This window comes from Zavarzinia marina (assembly GCF_021568905.1).
In the GTDB taxonomy this organism is placed as follows: domain Bacteria; phylum Pseudomonadota; class Alphaproteobacteria; order Zavarziniales; family Zavarziniaceae; genus Zavarzinia; species Zavarzinia marina.
Genome location: NZ_JAKGSB010000001.1, coordinates 96,386 through 116,801 on the forward strand (window position 1 = coordinate 96,386; position 20,416 = coordinate 116,801).

Below are 20,416 nucleotides of genomic sequence, written 5' to 3' on the forward strand. Positions count from 1 at the left end.
ACCGACTGTCCGTGCAGCCCTGCACGCGCAATCGCCTCCGCCTGCATCGCCAGCGCAGCACCCGTGCCCGGGCCCCTCTAACCTGATCACGGGCCGAAGAGCCCCGACGAACAGGGAGGAGCCGAGATGAAGACCAAGGCAGCCGAAGAATATGTCCAGATCGACGACACGACCTTTGCGCCGTTCCCGGCCCCCTTCGCCCATGGCGGCGTGACCTGGCGCCTGCTCCACGCCTCGCCCGAGGCGGCGACCTGGTCGGCGATCTTCCAGTGCCCGGCCGGTTCATCCTTCGCCTCTCACGTCCATGCGGGGCCGGGGGAATATTTCCTGCATTCGGGCCGGATGGACGTGCGCGGCGGCAAGGCGGCCGGCGGCGAGACGGCGGTGGCGCCCGGCTATGGCTTCGAATCCTCGGGCTCGCGCCACGACCACACCTTTTTCCCGGTCGAGAGTTCCTTCTACATGAGCTTCTCCGGCCCGCTCGTCTTCATCGACGAGAATGACGCGGTCATCGCCGTCATCGGCTGGCAGGAAGCCCAGGACGCCTGGCAGGCCCATCTGGACGCCTTGAAGGCGGCGGCCTGAGGGGGCAGGGCTACAATCCCTTCTGGTAGCGTTCCAGCTCGTCGGGATCATAGCCCTGGTCCATCAGGACCATCTCGTCCAGATCGAAATCGAAGCGCAGGACCCGGCCCAACAGGCGCCGGGCCAGGCGGTCGAGCAGGGTCTGGTTGCGCGACGCCCGCTTGGCGAGCGCGAAGCCCGCCTTGGCGGCAAGGGCGCGGAGCGCATAGGCGGTCATGCCGCACCTCCCGCTTGCTTCGAGATCCGGCAGGGCACGCCCTTCAGATGCGGGATGCCCTGCTCCCGGTCCAGGAAATCGCCATCGTCCGGGCACAGCAGGGCATCGGCATAGCGAAGCGCGCCCGACAGTTCGCCGGCCCCCCGCGCCATTTCCGGTTTCCACCAGCCGTGCGGAATGCGCACCAGGCCATCGGGCATGTTGGCGCGGATGCCGACCGTGATCTCGATGGCGCCGGTCCGGGTTTCGACCTTGACCCATTCGCCTTCCCGAAGATCCCAATCGCTCGCGGTGGCCGGGCTGACGAACAATACGGGTTCCGGCTTGCGGGCGCGCATTTCCGGGATGTGGCGGCCGCCGGTCTGGAAATATTCGGCCTCGCGCACGCCGGTGAACAGGTCCAGCGGATAATCCGGGTCGGGCGGCGGCGCATCGCGCCAATAGGGCAGGGGATCGAAACCGAGGTCTTCCAGGATGGAAGAGCGCAGTTCCACCTTGCCGCTCGGCGTGGCGAAGCCCGTCCGTTCGTATTTACGGAATTCCAGCTTGTCGGCGTGGACGTCGTAAACCTCTGCGAAGGTTTCGAAATCCATGCCGAGGCCGGCGATGCGCCAGTCGTAGAAATCCTCGATCGTCGCCCAGGGCACGAGGTCCGGCCGGTCCAGGGCGCCGGCGATACCCTTCCAGAAGGCGAAGGTGCTGCGGCATTCGCCGGGCGGCTCCATCGACTTCTGCGACGGTTTGTAGAGCGACAGCCAGCCATAGCCGTCGAACATCCAGGGGCGTTCCAGCCAGGAATCACCGGGCAGGACATAGTCGGCCAATTGCGCCGTCGGCGTCATGACGTGTTCCTGAACGACGATCAGGTCCTGGTTCATGAAGGCGCGCAGGATCAGCGGCATATTGGCATAGCCGAGCAGCGTGTTGTTGCCGATGGAGAACAGCGCCTTCACCGGATAGGGACCTTCGCCGGCCATGGCCCGGAATACGGCGGACGGGTTCGCCATGAAACAGCCCGTGACCTGATTGGCGTATTCATGGCCCCAGACCCGCTTGCACGGCTCGCGCAGCGCCGCCTGGCCGCGATAGGTGAAGACGGGGTGCGTGTCGGCGCCGAGTTGCTTGGCCTTCTGGCTTTCCGGCAGCACGTGGTGCATCTCGATCTCGGACTCGGGCACGATCTGGGGATGGAAGCCCATCATGGCCTCGCCCCCCGGCACGTCCAGGTAACCGCAGACGGCACGCAGGATGGTTTGCAGCCGAATGCCCGACGTGCTGTTCCGCTGCTGATCGGTGATCGGCGTCCAGGGGATCACGGACGGTCCCATGGTCGCATACATCCGTGCCGCCTTGGCGATCAGATCGGGCGCGCAGCCGGTGATGGCGGCGACGCGTTCCAGCGGAAATTCGTCGACCCGGCGGCGCAGGTCCTCGAAACCCAGGCACCAGCGCGCCACGAAATCGCGGTCATAAAGCCCTTCGTCGAAAATGACCTTCAGCCAGCCCATCATCATGGCGGCGTCGGTGCCGACCTTCAGCGGCAGCCAAAGATCGGCCAGTTCGGCGCATTCGCTCTTCCTGGGGTCGAGCACGATCAGCTTGCCGCCGCGCGCCTTCACGCGCTGGATCTGGTTGTAGACGGGAACCCATGAGTTACGGCCGGGATTGTGCCCGAAGAGCACGATGCAGCGCGTGTTGTCATAGTCCGGCCAGGGATACCAGCCATAGGTCAGGCGATTGACCGCCGCCGTATTGCCGGCGCAGAGCGCGACGCCGCTGATCCAATTGGGCGAGCCGACATGGTTCATCACCCGCCGCCCCAGGCCATGGTCCGTGCCCGTATTCCACTGGCTGGTGGAAACGGCCCAGGCTTCGGGGCCATGTTCGGCGATGATCGCCTTCAGGCGGGCGCCGATATCGGCCAGTGCCTCGTCCCAGGTGACGCGTTGCCATTGGCCCGAGCCCCGCTCGCCCACCCGCTTCATGGGGTGGAGAACACGATCGGGATTGGCGAAATTCTTCGGGGCGACGATCCCCTTGATGCAGATGTTGTCCTTGAAAAGCGGATTGTCCGAGGAGCGGACGCGGGTGACGCGCCCTTTCTGGATTTCGGTGACGACGCTGCAGGCAATGTCGCAACTGGAGCATAGCGCCTTTCGGGTTTCGACGCCGGGCCGCAGGTTCTTGCGTGGAATGCTGCGGCTCCCCGCAGCGGACGGCGTGACCGATGGTGCGCCCGGCATGATGCTTCTCCCTTTAAACGCGCGCTTCGATCCGCGCGCTTCTCTCTTGGCGCGTGACCCTCGCGCAATATTGGTGTATATACACTGAAATGACCCCGAAACGCTATCACCTTGACTATCTCGAAGCGGTCCGCAGTCAGCGGCACGTCTGTTTCGCCGAGCAATTGCGCTCGGCCAACCGGGCCATCACCAAGCTCTACACCGAGCATCTGGGCGATTCAGGCATCGGCATCGCGCAGTTCTCGCTGCTGATCCGGCTCTATTATTTCGGCGAGGTGACCATGTCGCGCCTCGCCCGCAATCTGGAGACGGACCGCACCACGCTCGCGCGCAACGTCCAGATCCTGGAACGTTCGGGCCATGTCGAGGTGGTCGAGGGCAAGGATCGCCGCAATCGCCTGGTGCGCCTGACCGACCGGGGCTTCGCGGCCCTGGAGATCGCCATTCCCCGCTGGCAGGAAGCGCAACGGGAACTGCACGAGCGCCTGGGCGGCCCGCAATGGGACGAGCTTTTCAAGGGGCTGCGCACCTTGGCGACCGTCGAAAGCGCGCTCCGTGATCCGGCCTGAGAGGCCTCACCCTGCGAGATAGCGGCGCCAGATCGCCTTGCCCCGGCGATCATAGGTGTCCATGGCGGCGATCAGGGCCGATAGGGCATCGGGCGGACATAGGGCGTCCGGCAGCAGGGGATCGCGCAGCACGGCGCGGATGGCGGCGCGGCCGACCAGCAGACATTCGGCGGCGGCCTCCGTCAGGGGGAGGTCGGCGAGGCGGGCGCTGCTCCGCGCCAGGTGGTGCGCCATCTCGACATGGCTTTGGCGCAGGTGATCGACCGGCCACAGGGTCTGGAACCGGGCCTGGCGCGTATCGTCCAGGGCCGCCGCCTCGACCAGCAGCAGGCTGGGCGCGCCATCGAGGGCCTGGAGGCGCCGGCGCATCACGGCGGCGCCGCCGGCCAGATTGTCCGGCCGGGCCCAGACGTTCGTTTCCGCCTCGGCGAAGCCTTCGAGTTCGAGGGCCCGCACCGTATGGCGCCAGATCGTGCGGTTGGCCCGTTCCGCCGGCCCGGCGACGGCCAGCAGCCAGCCGCCGTGCCACGGCCGGCGGCGTGCCTGCACATCGCGCCATTGCAGGATCCGCTGTTGCAGCGGCTCCGCCCTTGCGCCGATCGTATGGCGGCCACGATCCAGCGTGCGCACACGGCCTTCCTGGCGCAGCCGGGTGAGGGCGGTGCGGATGCCGGTCGCCTCCAGCCCGAAGGCGGTACCGGCATGGACGAGGTCGCGGGTGGAGAAATCCGGCGGCGTGCCGGTGTCCAGCAGGTCGAGGATCAGGGTCCGCGCGCTGATGGCCGGCCGCGCCGCTTCGACATATATGTTGCTATCGGTGTCCATATCTGACAAAAAACGTAACAAATAAATCCAGGCTTGAGAATACGCCGAAGAGAACGAGGGAGACGAGATCATGACCAGCCTGAAGCCGCTCGCCCAGCTCGAGACCCATGACGTCTTCAATCAGCCGCCGCCCTTCGAGGGTGTCAATCTGTTCACCGGCGATCTCGCCCTGGTGGATGCCGTGCGCAATGCCGGCGGCGCCCATCACGAAGCGCGGCTGAGAGCGCTCGGCGCCCGTGCCGGCTCGGCGGAAGTGATCGACTGGGGCTATGAAGCCAACCGCAAGACACCCGAACTCGACACATTCGATCGCTATGGTCACCGCATCGACGAGGTGCGCTTCCACCCGACCTATCACCAGTTGATGGCTTTCGGCCTCGACAATGGCTTCGCCTCCATCGCCTGGGATGGTTCGCCCGCCGGCCACGTCGGCCATGCTGCCATCCTGTTCCTGGCGGGGCAGGCGGATTCGGGCACGATCTGCCCCATGACCATGACCTATGCCGCCGTGCCCGCGCTGCGAGCAGAGCCTTCGGTGGCGGAAGTCTGGGTGCCCCGCATCACGGCCGGGCGTTACGACCCGGCGGCGCGCCCGGCGCAAGAAAAGGCCGGCGTCACCATCGGCATGGCGATGACCGAGAAGCAGGGCGGCTCCGACGTCCGCGCCAATACCACACGGGCCGTGCCCACCGGCGACGAGGGCTGGTACAGCCTGACCGGCCACAAATGGTTCTGCTCCGCCCCCATGTGCGACGCCTTCCTGACCCTGGCCTACGCGGAAGGCGGCATGACCTGTTTCCTGGTGCCGCGCTGGCTGCCGAACGGGGAGCGCAACGCGGGCTTCCGCGTCATGCGCCTCAAGGACAAGCTGGGCGACCGTTCCAACGCCTCGTCCGAGATCGAATATCACGGGGCGCTCGCCCAGCGTCTCGGGCCCGAGGGGCGCGGCGTGGCGACCATCATTCAGATGGTCCAGCACACCCGCCTCGACTGCGTCATGGGTTCGGCCCAGATCATGCGCGCCGCCGTCGCCCAGGCGCTGTGGCACACCGCCCATCGCTCCGCCTTCCAGCGCCGGCTGGTCGATCAGCCGGCCATGTCCGCCGTGCTCGCCGATCTCGCGATCGAGAGCGAGGCGGCGACGGCGCTCGGCCTGCGGCTGGCCAAGGCCTTCGACGACAGCGATCCGGTCGCCCGCCTGCTGACGCCGATCGCCAAATATTGGGTGTGCAAGCGCACCCCGGGCGTCGTCTACGAGGCAATGGAATGCCATGGCGGCGCGGGGTACATCGAGACCGGACCCATGGCGCGGCTGTTCCGCCAATCGCCCCTGAACGCGATCTGGGAAGGTTCGGGCAATGTCATCGCCCTCGACGTGCTGCGCGCCATGGCGCGGGAGCCGGAAGGGGTGCGCGCCATGCAGGATTATCTGGCGTCCCAGACCGGGCGAAACGCCGATTACGATGCCTGGATCGCCCGTATCGACCTGGCCAAGGTGACGGAGGCCAACGCCCGCATGCTGGTGGAACGCCTGGCGCTCGCCGCCCAGGCCGCCGTCCTCCTCGAATGGGACAATCCGCTGGCGGATGCCTTCTGCGCCATCCGGCTGCGCGAGCGGGGCGCCGTCTATGGTGCCTTCGAAGCGGAGATCGACACCCGCGCCATCATCGACCGCGCCATGCCCCGCGCCTGAGACGCCGGGCCCCGCAACAGGGCGAGGCCGTCGGCGAGCACGGAGGCGACCTCGGCGGCCGGGCCCTGGTGCAGGACGGTGCGGTCGGGCCGTACCAGGGCGACCCAATCCTTGGGGGCCGCGCCCGGCACCAGGGCGCCGGTCAGGTCCTCGAGCACGAGGCCGGTCTCGGCCCGGTGCAGGCATTGGCCGCGAAAACAGACCTGGGCCGGCAGGCCACCGACAGCCGATAGCGCGTCCTGCTGCGCCGGGCTCAGGCGGAAAGCGGCGTCGGTGCCGAAGCCAAGCAGCACCAGCCCGCAGCCGAGCGCATCGTCGCTGAGGTGGATGGCGCCGGCGGCATCACGGACCAGACCCTGGGGCAGCACGTCACCGGAGGCGAGACGGCAATGGTGGCGGGCCCGGCGGAACAGGCCCTTGGCGAAGCGATTCTTCGGCTTGATGCCCAATTCGTCGAAATGGCGGCGCAAGGGCGGCGCCAGCCGGGCGAGGCGCATGGTGCCATGGACCAGCAGGGCCCTTATGGCGCCGGTCGGCATGACCAGCCGGCCCATGAATTTGGCAAGCCCGATCATCGCCTTGGCGTGGGGCCGGCGTTCCTGGTCGTAACTGTCGAGGATCGCGGCATCGGCCCTTCCCCGCAGGACGAAGGCGAGTTTCCAGGCGAGGTTGGCGGCGTCCCGCAGCCCCGCGACCAGCCCCTGACCGACGAAGGGCGGGGTGATATGGGCGGCATCGCCGGCCAGGAACACGCGGCCCCGGTGGAAATGGCGGGCGGCACGGGCATGGAAGCGATAGATCGCGCGGCGTTCGATCTCCACCGCGCGGCCGCCGGTCCAGGGGTTCAGCATTTCGGCGATCCGCGCCTCGTCCTCGAAGGCGGCGCGATCCTCGCCCTTGGCCAGCATGAATTCCCAACGCTCCCGCCCGCCCGGCGCCACCATATGGGGCGTGGGACGGCGGTGGTCGCAGATGAATTCGACATGATCGATCGGGCGCGGCACATGTCTGGCATCGACGATCAGCCAATCCTCGGCATAGCTGTCGCCGTCGAAGGCTTCGCCGATCAGGCGCCGGACCATGGAACCGGCGCCGTCCGCCCCGATCAGATAGCGCGCCTTGACCTCCACCGCCGAGCCGTCGGCGCGCGAAAGCCGGGCCGTGATACCGTCCCCGGTCTCCTCGAAGCCCTTGAATTCAGTGCCCGTCAGGCTGCGCACATGATCGTATTGCGACAGGTTCCGGCGGAGCGCGCGCTCCAGATCCGGCTGAAAGAAGGTGACCAGCTTCGGGTGGCCGTCGATGGCGCCCAGCGAATTGATCCGCCCGAATTCGCCGAGCAGGGGCGAATGCATGCGCACCTCGGGGATCGCGATCCGCTCGAAGGCGCCATCGTCCAGCCCCGCCCATTGCAGGATGCGCAAGGCCTCATTGTCGAGGGCGATGGCGCGGGGGGCCATGAAGATATCGTCCGCCTTGTCGATCACCACTGTATCGACACCCTGGCGCCCCAGCAGGTTGGCGAGCGCCGCGCCCACCGGCCCGAAGCCGACGATCAGGACCTCCGTCTCGATCATGACGCTTCCTCCCCCCGTTTCTTCTTCTTGTTCAGGCGGTGATGGTCACGCGCTGTTCGCCCAGATCGACCACCCTGTCGGCGCTGGCGATGCTGGCGGTCACCACGTCGCCGGGCTTCAGGTATTGCGGGCGCCTGGCCTGCATCCTGCCGAAGGTGGCCCAGAGCTTCTTCTCGGGCAGCAGCAATTGGGTGAGCTTGCGCACCAGGGGCGGCGGCACGCGCAGCGCACAGCCCGACGGCGTGCCGGTCAGCAGCAGATCGCCCGGTGCGACGTCGCTGAAGGTCGACAGTTCGGTGATCGTCTCGGCGGGCTTGAACACCAGATTGGCGGTCTCGTCCTGCTGGCGGATCTCGCCATTGACCGCCAGCGTCAGCGAGAGGTGGTCGAGATAGCGGAATTCCTCGCGCTCCAGAACCGCCAGATGGGGCCCGACCGGGCAGAAGCCGCGATAGCTCTTACCCTTGAAGAATTGCATCTGGGGCAATTGCACGTCGCGGGCAGAGACGTCGTTGGCGATGACGAGCCCGAAGACGTAATCCGCCAGATTGCTTTCGGTCACCGTCACCGGGCCGGTGATCGCCGCCCGAAACACCAGGGCCAGTTCGATCTCATAGTCCAGCAGGCGGACATGGGCGGGGCGCGCGACCTTGCCCATGGGGGCGTTCAAACTGCAGTCCGATTTCTCGAAGAACATGTTGAAGACTTTGTCGTCCGGGTTCACGCCGGATTCGATCATGTGCTGGCGGTAGTTGGCGCCCTGGCACAGCAGGCGCGCCGGCGCCGTCACCGGCGACAGCAACTCGACGGCGGTGAAATCCACGCCGGGTGCGACGGTCCTTGCCTGGCGCCAGTCGGCTTCGCCATTCGCGATCAGGTCGGCGGTCGTCGCATAGGTGCCGGACAGCGGGCTGATGCCGCCGGGCAGGGCGACGCCCCAGGCGGTCGCACCGTCCTTGGCGAAACGGACGAGATTGGTGGCCATTGCTGTCTCCTCAACCCGCCTTTGGCTTGCGGATGGTCTTGCCGGCCCAGGGCCGGGGGGGTACGTCGAAGGCTTTCTTGATGGCGGCGAGGCGCTTCAGGCTGAAATCGGCGCGGTCGCGCAAGCCCCGCAGGATCGCCGCGATCAGGGCGGGCGTCGGCCGGGCATCGATGAAATGCCTCGGCATTTCGGGGCCCCATTGATAGATGCTCTCCTTGCCCGTGACGTGATAGCGGGTCGGATAATCGGCATCTAGAACGTCGCCGTCGGCGTAATGCTCGACCGCGAAGCCGGCGGGATCGAAGTGATAGTCGAAGACCTGGGACCCCAGGATGTGACGCCCCACGCCCCAGTTCTGCACCCAGCCCCGGCGCAGCAGATATTCCCCGCCCAGCGCCACCGCATCGAGATCCAGTGTCTCGAAGGCGGCATGGTCGTAGTGATCGCGCGGGCCGGCGGCGATGACCACCGTATGGTGATCGGCGGGATCGGCGCCCCGGTCGCAGCGCAGGAAGGCCAGCACCGGCTCGTGGCTCCTGGGCAGCACCTCGACGTCGCTGGCGATCAGGCCGAAGGTCTCGACGTACCAATTGGCGTTCCGCGCGAATTCCTGACGCTGCATCACCACATGACCCAGGCGGAAGACCTCGGCGGGCTCGGGGATGGCGGGCTGGGGCGCGTTCACCCGCCGCTTGTCGCCCGGGAAATTCCAGACGCGCGGCCTGCGATGGGGCAGGGGCGGCAGATCGGCGAGACCATGCACGACCTCGACCGGAAAGCCGGAGGGATCGGTCAGGCGCACCAGATGCCCGCCGCCGGGACCCGGATTCTCCAGAACCTCGGCGCCATGAGCGGCCGCAAGAGTCGCAAGATCATCGGCGCTCGCGGCGCGTAGCCCAAGCGCCAAAAAGCCGTCATGGGGCGCGCGTTCGACGATCAGGCAATGATGCTGCGGCATCACGCCCCGGAAATGGACCGTGTCCGCCGACCGGGCGACGACGGTCAGGCCGAAATCCCGGAAATAACGCGTGGCACGCTCGAGGTCGCGGCGGCCGAAGCGCAGATAGGCGATGTCGGCGATCCTGACCAGGGGCTGGGCCGCGCGCGGGCTGAAGCGGGTCATGCGGCGAACTCCGTCGCGAAGGCATAGCGCCCGAGGGCGGTCTTCAGGGCGCCGGCATCGGGCCCTGCGTCGATCCTTGCCAGCAGCCCGCGACGCGCGTCCTGCACCACGGCGAGCGTAGCCAGCGCAATTCCGGCATCGGCGGCCTCCCGGCGCACCACATCCTCGATCTCGCGCATCGCCAGGGCGGGTTTGAAGATCTTGCCGACGCCGGTGGTAGGCATGGTCTCGACGACATGGACCGCCTTCGGCCAGGCCGCGCGCTCGGGGATATGGCCGGTCGCGAAGTCCAGCAGGTCGGGGGCGGCGGCGCCGGCCTTCAACTGGACATAGGCGACCGGCACCTCGCCGGCATGGGCATCCGGCCGGCCGATGGCGGCGGCCAGCGCGACGGCGGGATGCAGGTGCAGGGCTTCCTCGATCACCTTGGGGTCGATGTTGTGGCCGCCCCGGATGATCAATTCCTTCTTGCGGCCGGTCAGCCAGAAGTAACCATCCGCATCCTGGCGCGCGAGATCGCCGGTATTGAGCCAGCGCCGCCCGTCATGCTCGATCCAGAGCCCCTTGTCGTGGGCGGGGTCGAGATAGCCGGCGAAGACGTTCGGCCCTTCGATCGCGAGGACACCGGCCTCGTCGGTCGCGGCTTCGCGGATGACGCTGCCGTCGTCGCCCAGAATCAGCACGCGCATGTCCTGATAGGGATAGCGGATGCCGATGGAGCCCACGCGGGCCGGCGCCCCCGGCGGGTTGCAGGCGGAGGCACAGGCGCCCTCGGTCAGGCCGTAACCTTCGAGGATGCGGACGCCGGTGCGTTCCTGAAAGGCGCGGAACAATTCGACCGGCATGGGCGCCGCGCCGCAGAGCGCGAAATCGAGGCTGGATATGTCGTCGCCGTCGACCGGCACCTGAAGCAGCGCGGAATAGACCGTGGGCACGCCCGAAAAGGCGTTCAGGCGATAATGCGCGACCAGTTTCCAGAAGGTCTTGATCACCCCCTCGCCCCGATAGCCCTGGGGCGTGCCCATGACGACATGGGCGCCGCGCGACCAGGGGGCGAGGCCGGTGACGAGCTGGCCGTTCACATGGAACAGCGGCAGGCCGCAGAACACGGTCTTGCCCGGGGCGAAGCCGGCGTCGACGAAGCTGGTCATGGCCCAGGCGTCGAAACTCTCCGAAAAATGCGTGCGGCGCGCGATCTTGGGCAGGCCCGTGGTGCCGCCGGTGCAGAAATAGGATGAGATGTCGCCGGGCCCCGGCGGCTCGAAATTCAGGGCATCCCCCCGCTCCCGTGCCAGTTCGCGGCCGAAATCCAGCACCGGCACGGCAGCCGTCGGCGGGCGAAGGCGGTGCGTGGCGCGCAGCATCAGGCCGGCGGTGCCCGGGATATGGGGCCCCATGCCGACCGCCAGGATACCGCGCAGGCCCGGCACCTCGGCGGCGGCGGTGCTGGCCTTCCGCCACAGGTCGGTGCCCGGCGTCGGTGCCAGCGTGACCAGCCATCGGGCACGGCCGGCCTTCAGCAGGTCGGCGATCTGCGCCGCTTCCAGCAGGGGATTGACGGCGAAGACGATGCCCGCGGCTTCCCCGCCCCAGATGGTCAGATGGGTCTCGGGCAGGTTGGGCAGCACGAAGGCGACGACGTCGCCGCGCCCGATGCCGAGGCGGCGGAACATGTTGGCGGCGCGGTTCACGTCGCGCATCAGGTCGCGGAAGCGCCACACGCGGGGTTTCGCGAAATCCCGGGTGCGCGCGAAGAACGACAACGCGGGGGCGTCGGGCGAAAGCCGGGCGCCCGCCGCCAGCATGGCATAGGTGGTCGGCGGGATCGCACGGTCCGAAAGGGGCACGCGCTCGATCGCATGGATGTCGGCGAGGGTGCGGACGTCGGGCATGGTCAGGCCGGCAGTTCGGGCAGGGGCGGCAGGTCGGCGGCGGCGATGCGGCGTGCCTCTTCCGCCTCGATGCCGATGGCGCGCAGTACCAGTTCGGCGGCATCCGCGCCCGCGTCGCGCCAGGTGCGGTGGCCTTCCAGCACCATGAACATGCCGGACAGGCCGACACTGGCGATCATGGCGACGACCGAGGGCACCTGTTCCGGCCGGAAGCTGTAGCGCCCGCCGTCGAGACCGGCGGCGAGGTCGCGCAGGGGATAGCCCTCCCACATCTGGCGCAGCGCCGCCGTGGTCATGGCGAAGCGGACGATGAAGCGGCCCCAATGGGGTTCGTCATGGGCGCGGCGGATGAACAGGCGGAGTCCATTGGCGAGCCGCGCCGCCGGATCCTCGACCGCGCTGAAGCTGAGGTTCACGCGCTCGTGCATTTCCGCGCCCAGGCGCTCGGCCACGGTCTGGAACAGGGATCCGGGGTCGGGAAGATTGTTGTAGACCGTGCCCCGCGCGATGCCGGCGGCCCGCGCCAGATCGCGCACGGTCACCTGTTCGCTGCCCTGTTCGGAGAACAGGCGAAGGGCGGCGTCATGGATGCGGGCCTGGGCAGCGGACAGAGGGTGCACGTGTTCTCTCGCGTCATTAATTGAACATATGTGTTCAATAATGCGCGGATGCGGCCCAAGTCAAGGGGATTCAGGCAATGGGGGGCCGGGATCGGGAGAGGCCGGCGGCGAACCAGAAGGCGACGGCAAGCACGGCGGCGCCGGCGATCATGGCGGCCAATACGGGGCCGTAGCTGCCGCCCGCGTGCCACAACAGGGCTGCGCCGGCCGGTGCCAGGGCGCGGGCGACGAGCCCCGGCGCCGCCAGCAACCCGTTGACGGCGCCATAGGAATCGCGGGTCACCATTTCGGGCACCGCCATGCCGCGCACGATGGTCATGATGCCGTTGGCGGCGCCATAGAGGGCGGCCGCCAGCGCCGCCGTGGCGAAGACGGGCGGCAGCATCGCCAGCAGGCCGAGGGCGAGGGGGAAGACGGGCACCACGAAGGCGCCGATGCGCCGGACGGAGGCCCGGGGCGCCAGGGTCCAGATCGCGATCCGGCCCGCCACCTGGGCCGGCCCGATCACCGCCATGGCGGCGACGGTGGCGCCGGTATCGAAGCCCTGTTCCGCCAGCAGGGGATAGAGATGGAAGGTGAAGGCGGAGAAGGTGGCGGCATAGGCGGTGAAGGCGAAGGCGAGGGCCCAGAAGGCCGGAATCCGCGTGACGCGCGGGCGCGGCGGGGCCGCCGAGCCGCGCGCCGCATGGGGCGTCGGCGCATCCAGCCGGCGGTCGATGACGGCGGCATAGAGCCCGGCGCAGATCGTGGCGTTGACGAGGCCCAGCACCAGCAGCGTGTCGCGCCAGCCGATCCGGTCGAGCAGGAATTGCACCAGCGGAATGAACACGGTCGAGGCGAAACCGCCCCAAAGGGTCAGGGCGGTGATGCCGGCCCGCGCCTCCAGCGCGCCGGTGCGCCGGGCCACCACGGCGAAGGCGGGTTCGTAGAGCGTCGCCGCCTGAAGGGTGCCGAGGCCGGCGATCGCGACGTAGAAGAGGACGAGACCGTCGATCCGCGACCACAGAAGGAAGAGGGCGCCGGCCAGCAGGGAACCGAGACTCATCACCACCCGTCCATGGCCCCGGTCGACGGCGACGCCGACCGGCCAGGCGGCAAGGCCCGCCAGCAGCAGGCCCACGGTGGCGGCGCCATAGAGCGTGGCCTTCGACCAGCCGAGGTCCGCCTCCATGGCGGTGGCGATCTGGGGGAACGAATAATAGATCGAACCCCAGGAACAGATCTGCGCGATGCCGAGGCCGGTGATGAAGCCGAAGGCGCGGCGCGGGGCGATACTGTCGGGCGCCGCCATCACGCCGCCGTGCCGCAGCAGGATGTCGCCTTGGGCGCGTCGCGGACGGGGGCCGCCGGCCCGCCGTTGCAGACGCCGGTTTCGGGCAGCACCAGTTCGACCCGGCTCGCCGCCGCATGATCGCCCGCGATCTCGGCGACGATGGAGCGGACCTGTTCGTGCCCCGTCGCCATCAGGAAGGTCGGGGCCCTTCCATAGGATTTGGCGCCGGCGACATAGAAGCCGGCCTCGGGATGGGCGAGTTCGCGCGCGCCATGGGGCGGGACCGTGCCGCAGGAATGAAGATTGGGATCGATCAGCGGGGCCAGCGCCGGCGGCGCCTCCACGACGGGATCGAGCGCGACGCGCAATTCCCGCGCCAGCGACAGATCCGGCCGAAAGCCGGTGGCGACGACGATACGGTCGACCGCGAGCCGGATCGGGGTTTCGCCCTGGCGCGCCTCGACCGTCAGCCCGTCACCATCGCGGGCGATGGCTTCCGCCGCGAAGGGGGCGAGAAGCGTCACCGCGCCGGTCTCGATGGCACGGAGAGCGGCGGTGCCGAGGTTGCCGCGCTCGGGCAATTGATCGTTCAGGCCGCCGCCGAGCAGGCGCTCGATCCCCGGCCGACGCAGCGCCCAGGTAACGCGTGTCGTTGCCACCTCCTCACGCAGGCGCAGCAGGTCGAGAACGACGTTGATCGCGGAATGGCCGCCGCCGACCACCAGCACATGGCGCCCGGCATGGCGATCCCGGTCACGGCCGAGAACATCGGGCAGGCCATGGGCGATGCGGTCCGCCGCCGCCGCCTCGCCCGGCACGGCCAGACCGTCGACGCCCATCGGGTTCGGCCGCGTCCAGGTGCCGCTGGCGTCGATCACGGCCCGGGCGAGGCTGCGGCGCTCGATCCCGGCGGCGTCGCGCCAGACGACCGCGAAGGGCGCGGCGTCCCGGCCGTCGTCCCTGGCCTTGTCGCGGCCAAGGCGCGTCACCGCCACGACCCGCGCCCCCAGCCGCAGGTGCGGGGCCATGCCCGGCAGGGCGGCCAGCGGCGCCAGATAGCGTTCGACGACATCCCGGCCCGTCGGCACGCCATCCGCGTCGGGCGCGTGCCAGCCGGCGGCGGCGAGCAGCCGGCGCGCGGCACCGTCGACGTTGAATCGCCAGGGCGAGAACAGGCGGACGTGGCCCCAGTCGCGGACGGCATGGCCCACGGCGGGCCCGGCCTCGAAGACGAGCGGCGTCAGCCCGCGTTCGACGAGATGCGACGCGGCGGCGAGACCGACCGGGCCTGCCCCGATCACGGCGACGGGGAGTTCGGCGAAATTCGTCATCTTCGGTCCTTCCGGCATAATGGAAATTATGAAAACGAAAATTCGCGCCCGTTCATGCGGCGCTCTCGCGCGTGTCGCAGCGGCCTTCGTCGGCGCAGCATTCGTCCGTCAGGAAGCCGACGAGGGCATTCATCGCGGGATAATGGGCACGGCAGATGAGCACCGTCGACTGCCGTTCCTGGGTCACGAGCCCCGTCGACACCAGACGCTTCAGATGGTGCGACAGGGTCGAGGCCGGAATGTTCAGGCGTTCCTGAAGGCTGCCGACGGGCAGGCCGGCGGCGCCGGCCCGCACCAGATGGCGATAGAGGTCGAGGCGGCGGGCATTGCCCAGGGCCTCGAGCTGCGGGGCGATTATTTCCGTATTCATGGAAATATGATCCGCCCCGCCATCGGTTCGGTCAAGCCATTATTTCGAAAAAAATCGAAATAATGGCTTCAAGCCCGTCCGGCCTCGTACCAATGCTTGCTGCGGTTCACCAGGGCGACGACGCTGAGCATGACGGGCACTTCGATCAGCACGCCGACCACGGTGGCAAGCGCCGCACCCGACTGGAAGCCGAACAGGCTGATGGCGGCGGCGACCGCCAGTTCGAAGAAGTTGGATGCCCCGATCAGCGCCGAGGGCCCGGCGACGCAATGGGCTTCCCCGGCCATCCGGTTCAGCAGATAGGCGAGGCCCGAATTGAAATAGACCTGGATCAGGATCGGCACCGCCAGCAGGGCGATGACCAGGGGCTGGGCCAGGATCTGTTCGCCCTGAAAGCCGAACAGCAGCACGAGCGTCGCCAGCAGCGCGACGAGCGAGAGCGGCTGCACGACCGCGAGGAAACGGTCGAGGGCGCCGCCGCCCCGGGCCAGCAGGCCCCGGCGCAGCACCTGTGCCGCGATCACCGGCACCACGATATAGAGGGCGACCGAGAGAACCAGCGTGTCCCAGGGCACGGTGATGGCCGAAAGCCCGAGGAGGAAGGCGACGATCGGGGCGAAGGCGACGATCATGATCACGTCGTTCAGCGCCACCTGGGACAGGGTGAAGACCGGCTCCCCCTTGGTCAGGCTGGACCAGATGAAGACCATGGCGGTGCAGGGCGCCGCCGCCAGGATGATGAGACCTGCAATGTAGCTCTCGATCTGGTCGGCCGGCAGCAGGTCGCGGAACAGGAAGCCGATGAACAGCCAGCCGAGGAAGGCCATCGAAAAGGGCTTCACCGCCCAATTGACGAAGAGGGTGACGCCGATGCCGCGCCAGTGCCGCGTCACCTGGCCGAGGGCGGCGAAATCGATCTTCACCAGCATGGGCACGATCATCAGCCAGATCAGCACGGCGACCGGCAGGTTGACGCGCGCGATCTCCGCCGCGCCGATCATATGGAAGACACCCGGCATGACATGGCCGAGCGCGATGCCGGCGACGATGCAGAGGGCGACCCAGAGGGTCAGGTAACGCTCGAACACGGACATGGAAACCTCTCAGGCAGAAACGCGCCGACCATCGGCATCCAATATGACCTCGCCGTCCTCCTTGCGGAACATGCCGGGTCCCGGCGGCGGCAGAAGGTCGAGAACGGTCTCGGACGGGCGGCACAGTCGGACCCCCAGGGGGCTCACCACGATCGGCCGGTTCAGGAGGATCGGGTGGGCCGCCACGGCGTCGAGCAGGGCGTCGTCGTCGAGATCGGGATCGTCCAGCCCGAGTTCGTCGAAAGGCGTGCCCTTGCGCCTGAGAACGTCCCGAAGCGGCACGCCCATGCGCGCCACCAGGTTGCGGACCATGATACGGCTGGGCGGTGATTTCAGATATTCGACGACATGGGGTTCGACACCGCAATGCCGGATCAGCGCCAGCGTGTTGCGCGACGTGCCGCAGGCCGGGTTGTGATAGATGACGACATCCACCATCAGGCGCTCTTCGCCGGGGCCGTCGTCGATCCTTCGCCCTCGCCGATCGCGCGCAGCCTTGCCGTCAGGCTGAGGCGGTCCAGGCTCGCCAGGGGCAGCGCCGTGAAGGCCGTGATCCGGTTGCGCAGGTGGCGGAAGGCGGTGACGAAGGCGCGCTCGCGCTCCAGGTCGGTGCCGGTCGCGGCGGCGGGATCGTCGATGCCCCAATGGGCGGTCATCGGCTGGCCGGGCCAGATCGGGCAGACCTCGCCGGCGGCGTTGTCGCAGACGGTAAAGACGAAATCCATGACCGGTGCACCCTCCACCGCGAATTCCGACCATGACTTGGAGCGCAGGCCGACGGCCGGATATTCGTAGCTTTCGAGCACGTGAAGCGCCAGCGGATTGACCTCGCCCTTCGGCATGCTGCCGGCGGAAAAGGCGCGGAAGCGCCCCGCGCCGTCCCGCGCGAGAATCGCTTCCGCCATGATCGAGCGGGCCGAATTCCCCGTGCAGAGGAACAGCACGTTCCGGGTTTCATATGACATGGCGGCCTCTTGTGGCGGAGGAACGGGAGCGCCTCGGCAGCGAGGACGGAACCCGTTAATATCATATGTCTAGAATAATAGAAATAAAATATGCGCTCCGGCCGAGACCCGGGCCGACGCCCGCCTATTTCGTCTCGAGCACGTGGCGGCCGTCCCAATCCTCGGGCGGGGGGGTGGCCATGAAGGCGCGGGCGCGGGCTTCGTAGAGGGCGGCGACCGGATCGGTCGCGGCCAGGGGCGCGAAGATGTCGGCGGCCATGGCGAAATCCCGCGCCAGATAGGCGTCGAGGCCGCGCTCGAAGGCCGCGAGAGCGGCAAGCCGTGCGGGGTCGACGCCGTCGCGCCGGCCGATCAGTTCGAAGATCGGCACCGGACGCGACTTGCCCTTGACCACCAGCCGGTCCAGCGGGCGGAGCACGAAACCGGCGCCCAGGCGTTCCGCCGTCGGGCCGCTGACGATGATGCTGGTGCCGTAGTGATTATTGGCGCTCTCGAGCCGCGAGGCGAGGTTCACCACGTCGCCGGTCACGGTGTAGTTGAGCCGTGTCCGCGAGCCCATGTTGCCGACGATGGCCTCGCCCGTGGCGATGCCGATGCGGGTGCCGAGGGGCTTCAGGCCGAAACCCGGCACCACCACGGCGCGGTTGAACTCGGCCAGCGTCGCCTGGGCCTCCAGCGCGGCCTCGGCCGCCAGGGTCTCGGCCTCTTCCTGCGACAGGGGGGCGCCCCAGATCGCCATCACGGCATCGCCGATGAATTTGTCGATATAGCCTTCGCGCCGCTCGATCGCCTTGGTCAGCACGGTCAGATATTGGTTCACCACGTCGACGAAGCGTTCCGGTTCCGCCGCCAGACGTTCGCTCAGCGAGGTGAAGCCGACCATGTCGGAGAAGAAGACGGTGACATGGCGCCGCTCACCCCCGAGGCGCAGTGCCGCCGGATCCTCCGCCAGGCGATCGACCAGGGCGGGGGCCAGATAATGGCGGAAGGCGTGATGGATGCGCCGGCGCCCGCCGTCCTCGATCACGAAGCGATAGGCATAGATCGCGGCGAAGAGCACCAGGGCGCCGATGCCCATGGGCAGGATCGGCACGACATGGCCGGCGGCAAAGGCCAGCACCGATCCGGCGAACAGCAGGCCGGCGGCCCCGGCGCCCGCCAGCGCCCCGACCGCCGGGCGCAGCCGGAAGAAGGCGACATCCAGCATCAGGAACCAAAGCAGGCAGAGGCCGGCGGCCAGCCCGATCGGCAGGGGGCGCAGCCACAGGTCCTTGGTCACCGTATTGATCGCGGCGGCATGGATCAGCACCCCGGGCATCGACGAGCGCTGGCCCAGCGGGCGGAAGCGTTCGGGCTCGGCGGCGATCCGGCAGCGTTCGGGATCGCGGCTGTTGTCGCCCTCGGTCAGGGCATAGCGTTTGGCGGCGCGGAAACGGTCCTCGATGTCGAGCACTTCGCCGATCAGCACGATCTTGCCGGCGAAGGCACCCTTCAGGTAATCCGTGTCGTCCGCCTCGATGCAGGCGGCAATATCGGCCAGGCTGTAGGTCGGCACGTCGCCGGGCCCGGTGTTGAAATTGATCAGGAAATCCTCGTCCGGCACCGCATGGCCGGCCCGGGCGGCAAGCTCGGTCCCGAAGGAGGTGACGCTCCCCACGCCCCCTTCGAGGGCGTATCGCGCGATATAGGTGCGCACCACGTCGTCATCGTCGAATTTCAGGTTCAGCAGGCGGATGTTGGCATCGCCTCGCGCCGCCAGGCGCTGGCCGCCATGGGGGCGCAGCACCTCGCGCGACAGGCGCGCCTCGCCCAGCACCAGCTTGCCGGCATCGGCGGCCCGGCGCAGGCTGACCAGGAACGGCCGGTCGCGCCCGGGCAGCAGGTCGGGCCGGTCCAGGGTGACGGGAAAGATCACGTCGAAGCCGACGGCGCGGGCGCCCGCGCCGACCGCGGCGTCGAGGATGCGGGCCAGTTGCGGCGTCCACGCCACCTTCGGGGTCTGGGCGAAGGGCGGGACGTGATAGGTCTGCTCGTCGATCGCGACCAGCACGACGTCGGACTCTTCGGGCGGGAACAACGGCCCGAACAGGGCATGGCGCGCGGGGATCAGGAAATCGATCCCCGCGCGGCCCAGGAAGTCGAAGGGCCCCGCGACCGTGAACAGGGTCAGCAGCAGCGCCAGCGCGCCGGAAACACCGATGCGCGAGAGGGAGACCGCGCCGGATCCGCGATCCTTTCCTTGCCCCTCAGGGCTTGGCAATCGGCACCAGGCGGTTGGCCAGCGTGTCCGGCACCGCCAGCGTCGGGTCGACCGAGAAGCGCGCCAGGCCGATCACGGCCCCGCCCGAGCGGACTTCGACCCGATAGGGCACATTGGCGTCGAGCGGCGGGGCGTCGGCCGGATATTCGACATGGCCCGCGGCGCCCTGGCCCGACCAGACGAGCTGGGCCGGCACCCGGCCGATGTTGTAGATGCGGACTTCCGCCGCGCCGCCGGCCAGCCAGCGGAAGGCCGGCGCGGGGGAGCGGATCACCCGGTCCTCTTCGGCCTCGCCGCCGAACGGGCTGCCGGTGCCGCGCACGGCGACCGCCCCGGCCTCCGTCGCGTCGGCGTCGATCCGGGCCATCGTCGTTTCGCAGTTCGGCGCTTCGGTCGCGCTGACCGTGCCGCCGACCGCGCGCGCGCCATTGGGCGAGAATTGCACGGTGCCGCCGGTGATGGTCTCGCTGCGGCAGCCCGACAGGTAGGAGACGGTGAGGCGGCCGTCGGCGCCGAGGTCGATCGACTGGCCGGCGAAGACGAAATCCATGAACTGCAGCCCGCTGGCCGGCGCCGCGACATCCTCCACCACGGCGATGGCATTGGTGCCGAGATGGGCGAGGGGGGCCTGGGCACGGGCGACCTGACTCGCGGCGCCCATCAGCGCCAGCGCCACGGTCGCACCGGCCAAGGTGGCGAACGCCGGGCCGAATCGCCGGCCCGAACCATGTTCGTGTCCGGTCATCTGCTCGAGTTCAATCATGACAGCCTTCCAATCAAAAGGCGCCGCACAC

General features: G+C 68.5%; 19 protein-coding genes. 3 read left to right on the forward strand and 16 right to left on the reverse strand.

The genetic code is table 11. The features are described 5' to 3' along the window. The first annotated feature begins 126 nt into the window (after window positions 1-126). Window positions 127-585 (forward strand): cupin domain-containing protein, encoded by a 459-nt coding sequence (locus L2U69_RS00455; protein ID WP_236104380.1) that lies wholly within the window; start codon window positions 127-129, stop codon window positions 583-585. Window positions 586-595: 10 nt separating this feature from the next. On the opposite strand, the gene L2U69_RS00460 is transcribed toward L2U69_RS00455, so the two are convergent. Beyond that, on the reverse strand, window positions 596-802 hold the full coding sequence (locus tag L2U69_RS00460; protein WP_236104381.1) for a hypothetical protein: 207 nt from the start codon (window positions 800-802) through the stop codon (window positions 596-598). Next, on the reverse strand, window positions 799-3,045 hold the full coding sequence (locus tag L2U69_RS00465) for a molybdopterin-containing oxidoreductase family protein (RefSeq protein ID WP_236104382.1): 2,247 nt from the start codon (window positions 3,043-3,045) through the stop codon (window positions 799-801). Before L2U69_RS00465 ends, L2U69_RS00460 begins: the two co-directional genes overlap by 4 nt. Window positions 3,046-3,134: 89 nt before the next feature. Between L2U69_RS00465 and L2U69_RS00470 the strand changes: the two genes are divergently transcribed. Continuing rightward, a complete protein-coding gene (locus L2U69_RS00470; protein ID WP_236104383.1) occupies window positions 3,135-3,614 on the forward strand; it encodes a MarR family winged helix-turn-helix transcriptional regulator in 480 nt (159 codons plus the stop codon). Window positions 3,615-3,620: 6 nt separating this feature from the next. On the opposite strand, the gene L2U69_RS00475 is transcribed toward L2U69_RS00470, so the two are convergent. Then, window positions 3,621-4,439 (reverse strand): hypothetical protein, encoded by an 819-nt coding sequence (locus L2U69_RS00475; RefSeq protein WP_236104384.1) that lies wholly within the window; start codon window positions 4,437-4,439, stop codon window positions 3,621-3,623. 70 nt (window positions 4,440-4,509) lie between these two features. Here L2U69_RS00475 and L2U69_RS00480 point away from each other — a divergent pair, with 70 nt between their 5' ends. Beyond that, window positions 4,510-6,132 (forward strand): acyl-CoA dehydrogenase family protein, encoded by a 1,623-nt coding sequence (locus L2U69_RS00480; RefSeq protein ID WP_236104385.1) that lies wholly within the window; start codon window positions 4,510-4,512, stop codon window positions 6,130-6,132. Here L2U69_RS00480 and L2U69_RS00485 read toward each other — a convergent pair. The 13 genes from L2U69_RS00485 to L2U69_RS00545 form a co-directional block, all read right to left on the reverse strand. Beyond that, window positions 6,066-7,709: a bifunctional 3-(3-hydroxy-phenyl)propionate/3-hydroxycinnamic acid hydroxylase gene (locus L2U69_RS00485; RefSeq protein ID WP_236104386.1), complete on the reverse strand. Its 1,644-nt coding sequence runs from the start codon at window positions 7,707-7,709 to the stop codon at window positions 6,066-6,068. The two genes, L2U69_RS00480 and L2U69_RS00485, sit on opposite strands and share 67 nt — an antisense overlap. 31 nt (window positions 7,710-7,740) lie before the next feature. Further along, a complete protein-coding gene (locus L2U69_RS00490; RefSeq protein ID WP_236104387.1) occupies window positions 7,741-8,694 on the reverse strand; it encodes a fumarylacetoacetate hydrolase family protein in 954 nt (317 codons plus the stop codon). A 10-nt stretch (window positions 8,695-8,704) separates the two neighbouring features. Further along, window positions 8,705-9,817 (reverse strand): VOC family protein, encoded by a 1,113-nt coding sequence (locus L2U69_RS00495; protein ID WP_236104388.1) that lies wholly within the window; start codon window positions 9,815-9,817, stop codon window positions 8,705-8,707. Beyond that, on the reverse strand, window positions 9,814-11,709 hold the full coding sequence (locus L2U69_RS00500) for an acyl-CoA synthetase (protein WP_236104389.1): 1,896 nt from the start codon (window positions 11,707-11,709) through the stop codon (window positions 9,814-9,816). The genes L2U69_RS00495 and L2U69_RS00500 overlap by 4 nt, the downstream gene beginning before the upstream one ends. A gap of 2 nt (window positions 11,710-11,711) precedes the next feature. After that, a complete protein-coding gene (locus L2U69_RS00505) occupies window positions 11,712-12,329 on the reverse strand; it encodes a TetR/AcrR family transcriptional regulator (protein WP_236104390.1) in 618 nt (205 codons plus the stop codon). 70 nt (window positions 12,330-12,399) lie between these two features. Further along, entirely contained in the window at window positions 12,400-13,620 is a 1,221-nt protein-coding gene (locus tag L2U69_RS00510) for an MFS transporter (RefSeq protein WP_236104391.1), read from the reverse strand. After that, the gene (locus L2U69_RS00515) at window positions 13,620-14,933 is read right to left on the reverse strand and encodes an FAD-dependent oxidoreductase (protein ID WP_236104392.1); all 1,314 of its coding nucleotides are present in this window, start codon (window positions 14,931-14,933) and stop codon (window positions 13,620-13,622) included. The genes L2U69_RS00510 and L2U69_RS00515 overlap by 1 nt, the downstream gene beginning before the upstream one ends. Window positions 14,934-14,985: 52 nt before the next feature. After that, window positions 14,986-15,303: an ArsR/SmtB family transcription factor gene (locus L2U69_RS00520; protein WP_236104393.1), complete on the reverse strand. Its 318-nt coding sequence runs from the start codon at window positions 15,301-15,303 to the stop codon at window positions 14,986-14,988. Window positions 15,304-15,371: 68 nt separating this feature from the next. Next, complete coding sequence (gene arsB / locus L2U69_RS00525; protein WP_236104394.1) at window positions 15,372-16,397, reverse strand: ACR3 family arsenite efflux transporter; 1,026 nt, start codon at window positions 16,395-16,397, stop codon at window positions 15,372-15,374. Between the two features lie 9 nt (window positions 16,398-16,406). Continuing rightward, a complete protein-coding gene (gene arsC / locus L2U69_RS00530) occupies window positions 16,407-16,835 on the reverse strand; it encodes an arsenate reductase (glutaredoxin) (protein WP_268967196.1) in 429 nt (142 codons plus the stop codon). After that, on the reverse strand, window positions 16,835-17,362 hold the full coding sequence (locus tag L2U69_RS00535) for an arsenate reductase ArsC (RefSeq protein ID WP_236104395.1): 528 nt from the start codon (window positions 17,360-17,362) through the stop codon (window positions 16,835-16,837). Before L2U69_RS00535 ends, arsC begins: the two co-directional genes overlap by 1 nt. Before the next feature lie 124 nt (window positions 17,363-17,486). Beyond that, on the reverse strand, window positions 17,487-19,622 hold the full coding sequence (locus L2U69_RS00540; RefSeq protein WP_236104396.1) for a CHASE2 domain-containing protein: 2,136 nt from the start codon (window positions 19,620-19,622) through the stop codon (window positions 17,487-17,489). Then, window positions 19,609-20,385, reverse strand: a complete 777-nt coding sequence (locus L2U69_RS00545) for a hypothetical protein (RefSeq protein ID WP_236104397.1) — start codon at window positions 20,383-20,385, stop codon at window positions 19,609-19,611. The genes L2U69_RS00540 and L2U69_RS00545 overlap by 14 nt, the downstream gene beginning before the upstream one ends. Between the last annotated feature and the right edge of the window lie 31 nt (window positions 20,386-20,416).

Bases quoted from the DNA above. Each gene is read 5' to 3' on its own strand.
- L2U69_RS00455 (WP_236104380.1), top strand. From the start codon at position 127: ATGAAGACCAAGGCAGCCGAAGAATATGTCCAGATCGACGACACGACC.
- L2U69_RS00460 (WP_236104381.1), bottom strand. From the start codon at position 802: ATGACCGCCTATGCGCTCCGCGCCCTTGCCGCCAAGGCGGGCTTCGCG.
- L2U69_RS00465 (WP_236104382.1), bottom strand. From the start codon at position 3,045: ATGCCGGGCGCACCATCGGTCACGCCGTCCGCTGCGGGGAGCCGCAGC.
- L2U69_RS00470 (WP_236104383.1), top strand. From the start codon at position 3,135: ATGACCCCGAAACGCTATCACCTTGACTATCTCGAAGCGGTCCGCAGT.
- L2U69_RS00475 (WP_236104384.1), bottom strand. From the start codon at position 4,439: ATGGACACCGATAGCAACATATATGTCGAAGCGGCGCGGCCGGCCATC.
- L2U69_RS00480 (WP_236104385.1), top strand. From the start codon at position 4,510: ATGACCAGCCTGAAGCCGCTCGCCCAGCTCGAGACCCATGACGTCTTC.
- L2U69_RS00485 (WP_236104386.1), bottom strand. From the start codon at position 7,709: ATGATCGAGACGGAGGTCCTGATCGTCGGCTTCGGGCCGGTGGGCGCG.
- L2U69_RS00490 (WP_236104387.1), bottom strand. From the start codon at position 8,694: ATGGCCACCAATCTCGTCCGTTTCGCCAAGGACGGTGCGACCGCCTGG.
- L2U69_RS00495 (WP_236104388.1), bottom strand. From the start codon at position 9,817: ATGACCCGCTTCAGCCCGCGCGCGGCCCAGCCCCTGGTCAGGATCGCC.
- L2U69_RS00500 (WP_236104389.1), bottom strand. From the start codon at position 11,709: ATGCCCGACGTCCGCACCCTCGCCGACATCCATGCGATCGAGCGCGTG.
- L2U69_RS00510 (WP_236104391.1), bottom strand. From the start codon at position 13,620: ATGGCGGCGCCCGACAGTATCGCCCCGCGCCGCGCCTTCGGCTTCATC.
- L2U69_RS00515 (WP_236104392.1), bottom strand. From the start codon at position 14,933: ATGACGAATTTCGCCGAACTCCCCGTCGCCGTGATCGGGGCAGGCCCG.
- L2U69_RS00520 (WP_236104393.1), bottom strand. From the start codon at position 15,303: ATGAATACGGAAATAATCGCCCCGCAGCTCGAGGCCCTGGGCAATGCC.
- arsB (WP_236104394.1), bottom strand. From the start codon at position 16,397: ATGTCCGTGTTCGAGCGTTACCTGACCCTCTGGGTCGCCCTCTGCATC.
- arsC (WP_268967196.1), bottom strand. From the start codon at position 16,835: ATGGTGGATGTCGTCATCTATCACAACCCGGCCTGCGGCACGTCGCGC.
- L2U69_RS00535 (WP_236104395.1), bottom strand. From the start codon at position 17,362: ATGTCATATGAAACCCGGAACGTGCTGTTCCTCTGCACGGGGAATTCG.
- L2U69_RS00545 (WP_236104397.1), bottom strand. From the start codon at position 20,385: ATGATTGAACTCGAGCAGATGACCGGACACGAACATGGTTCGGGCCGG.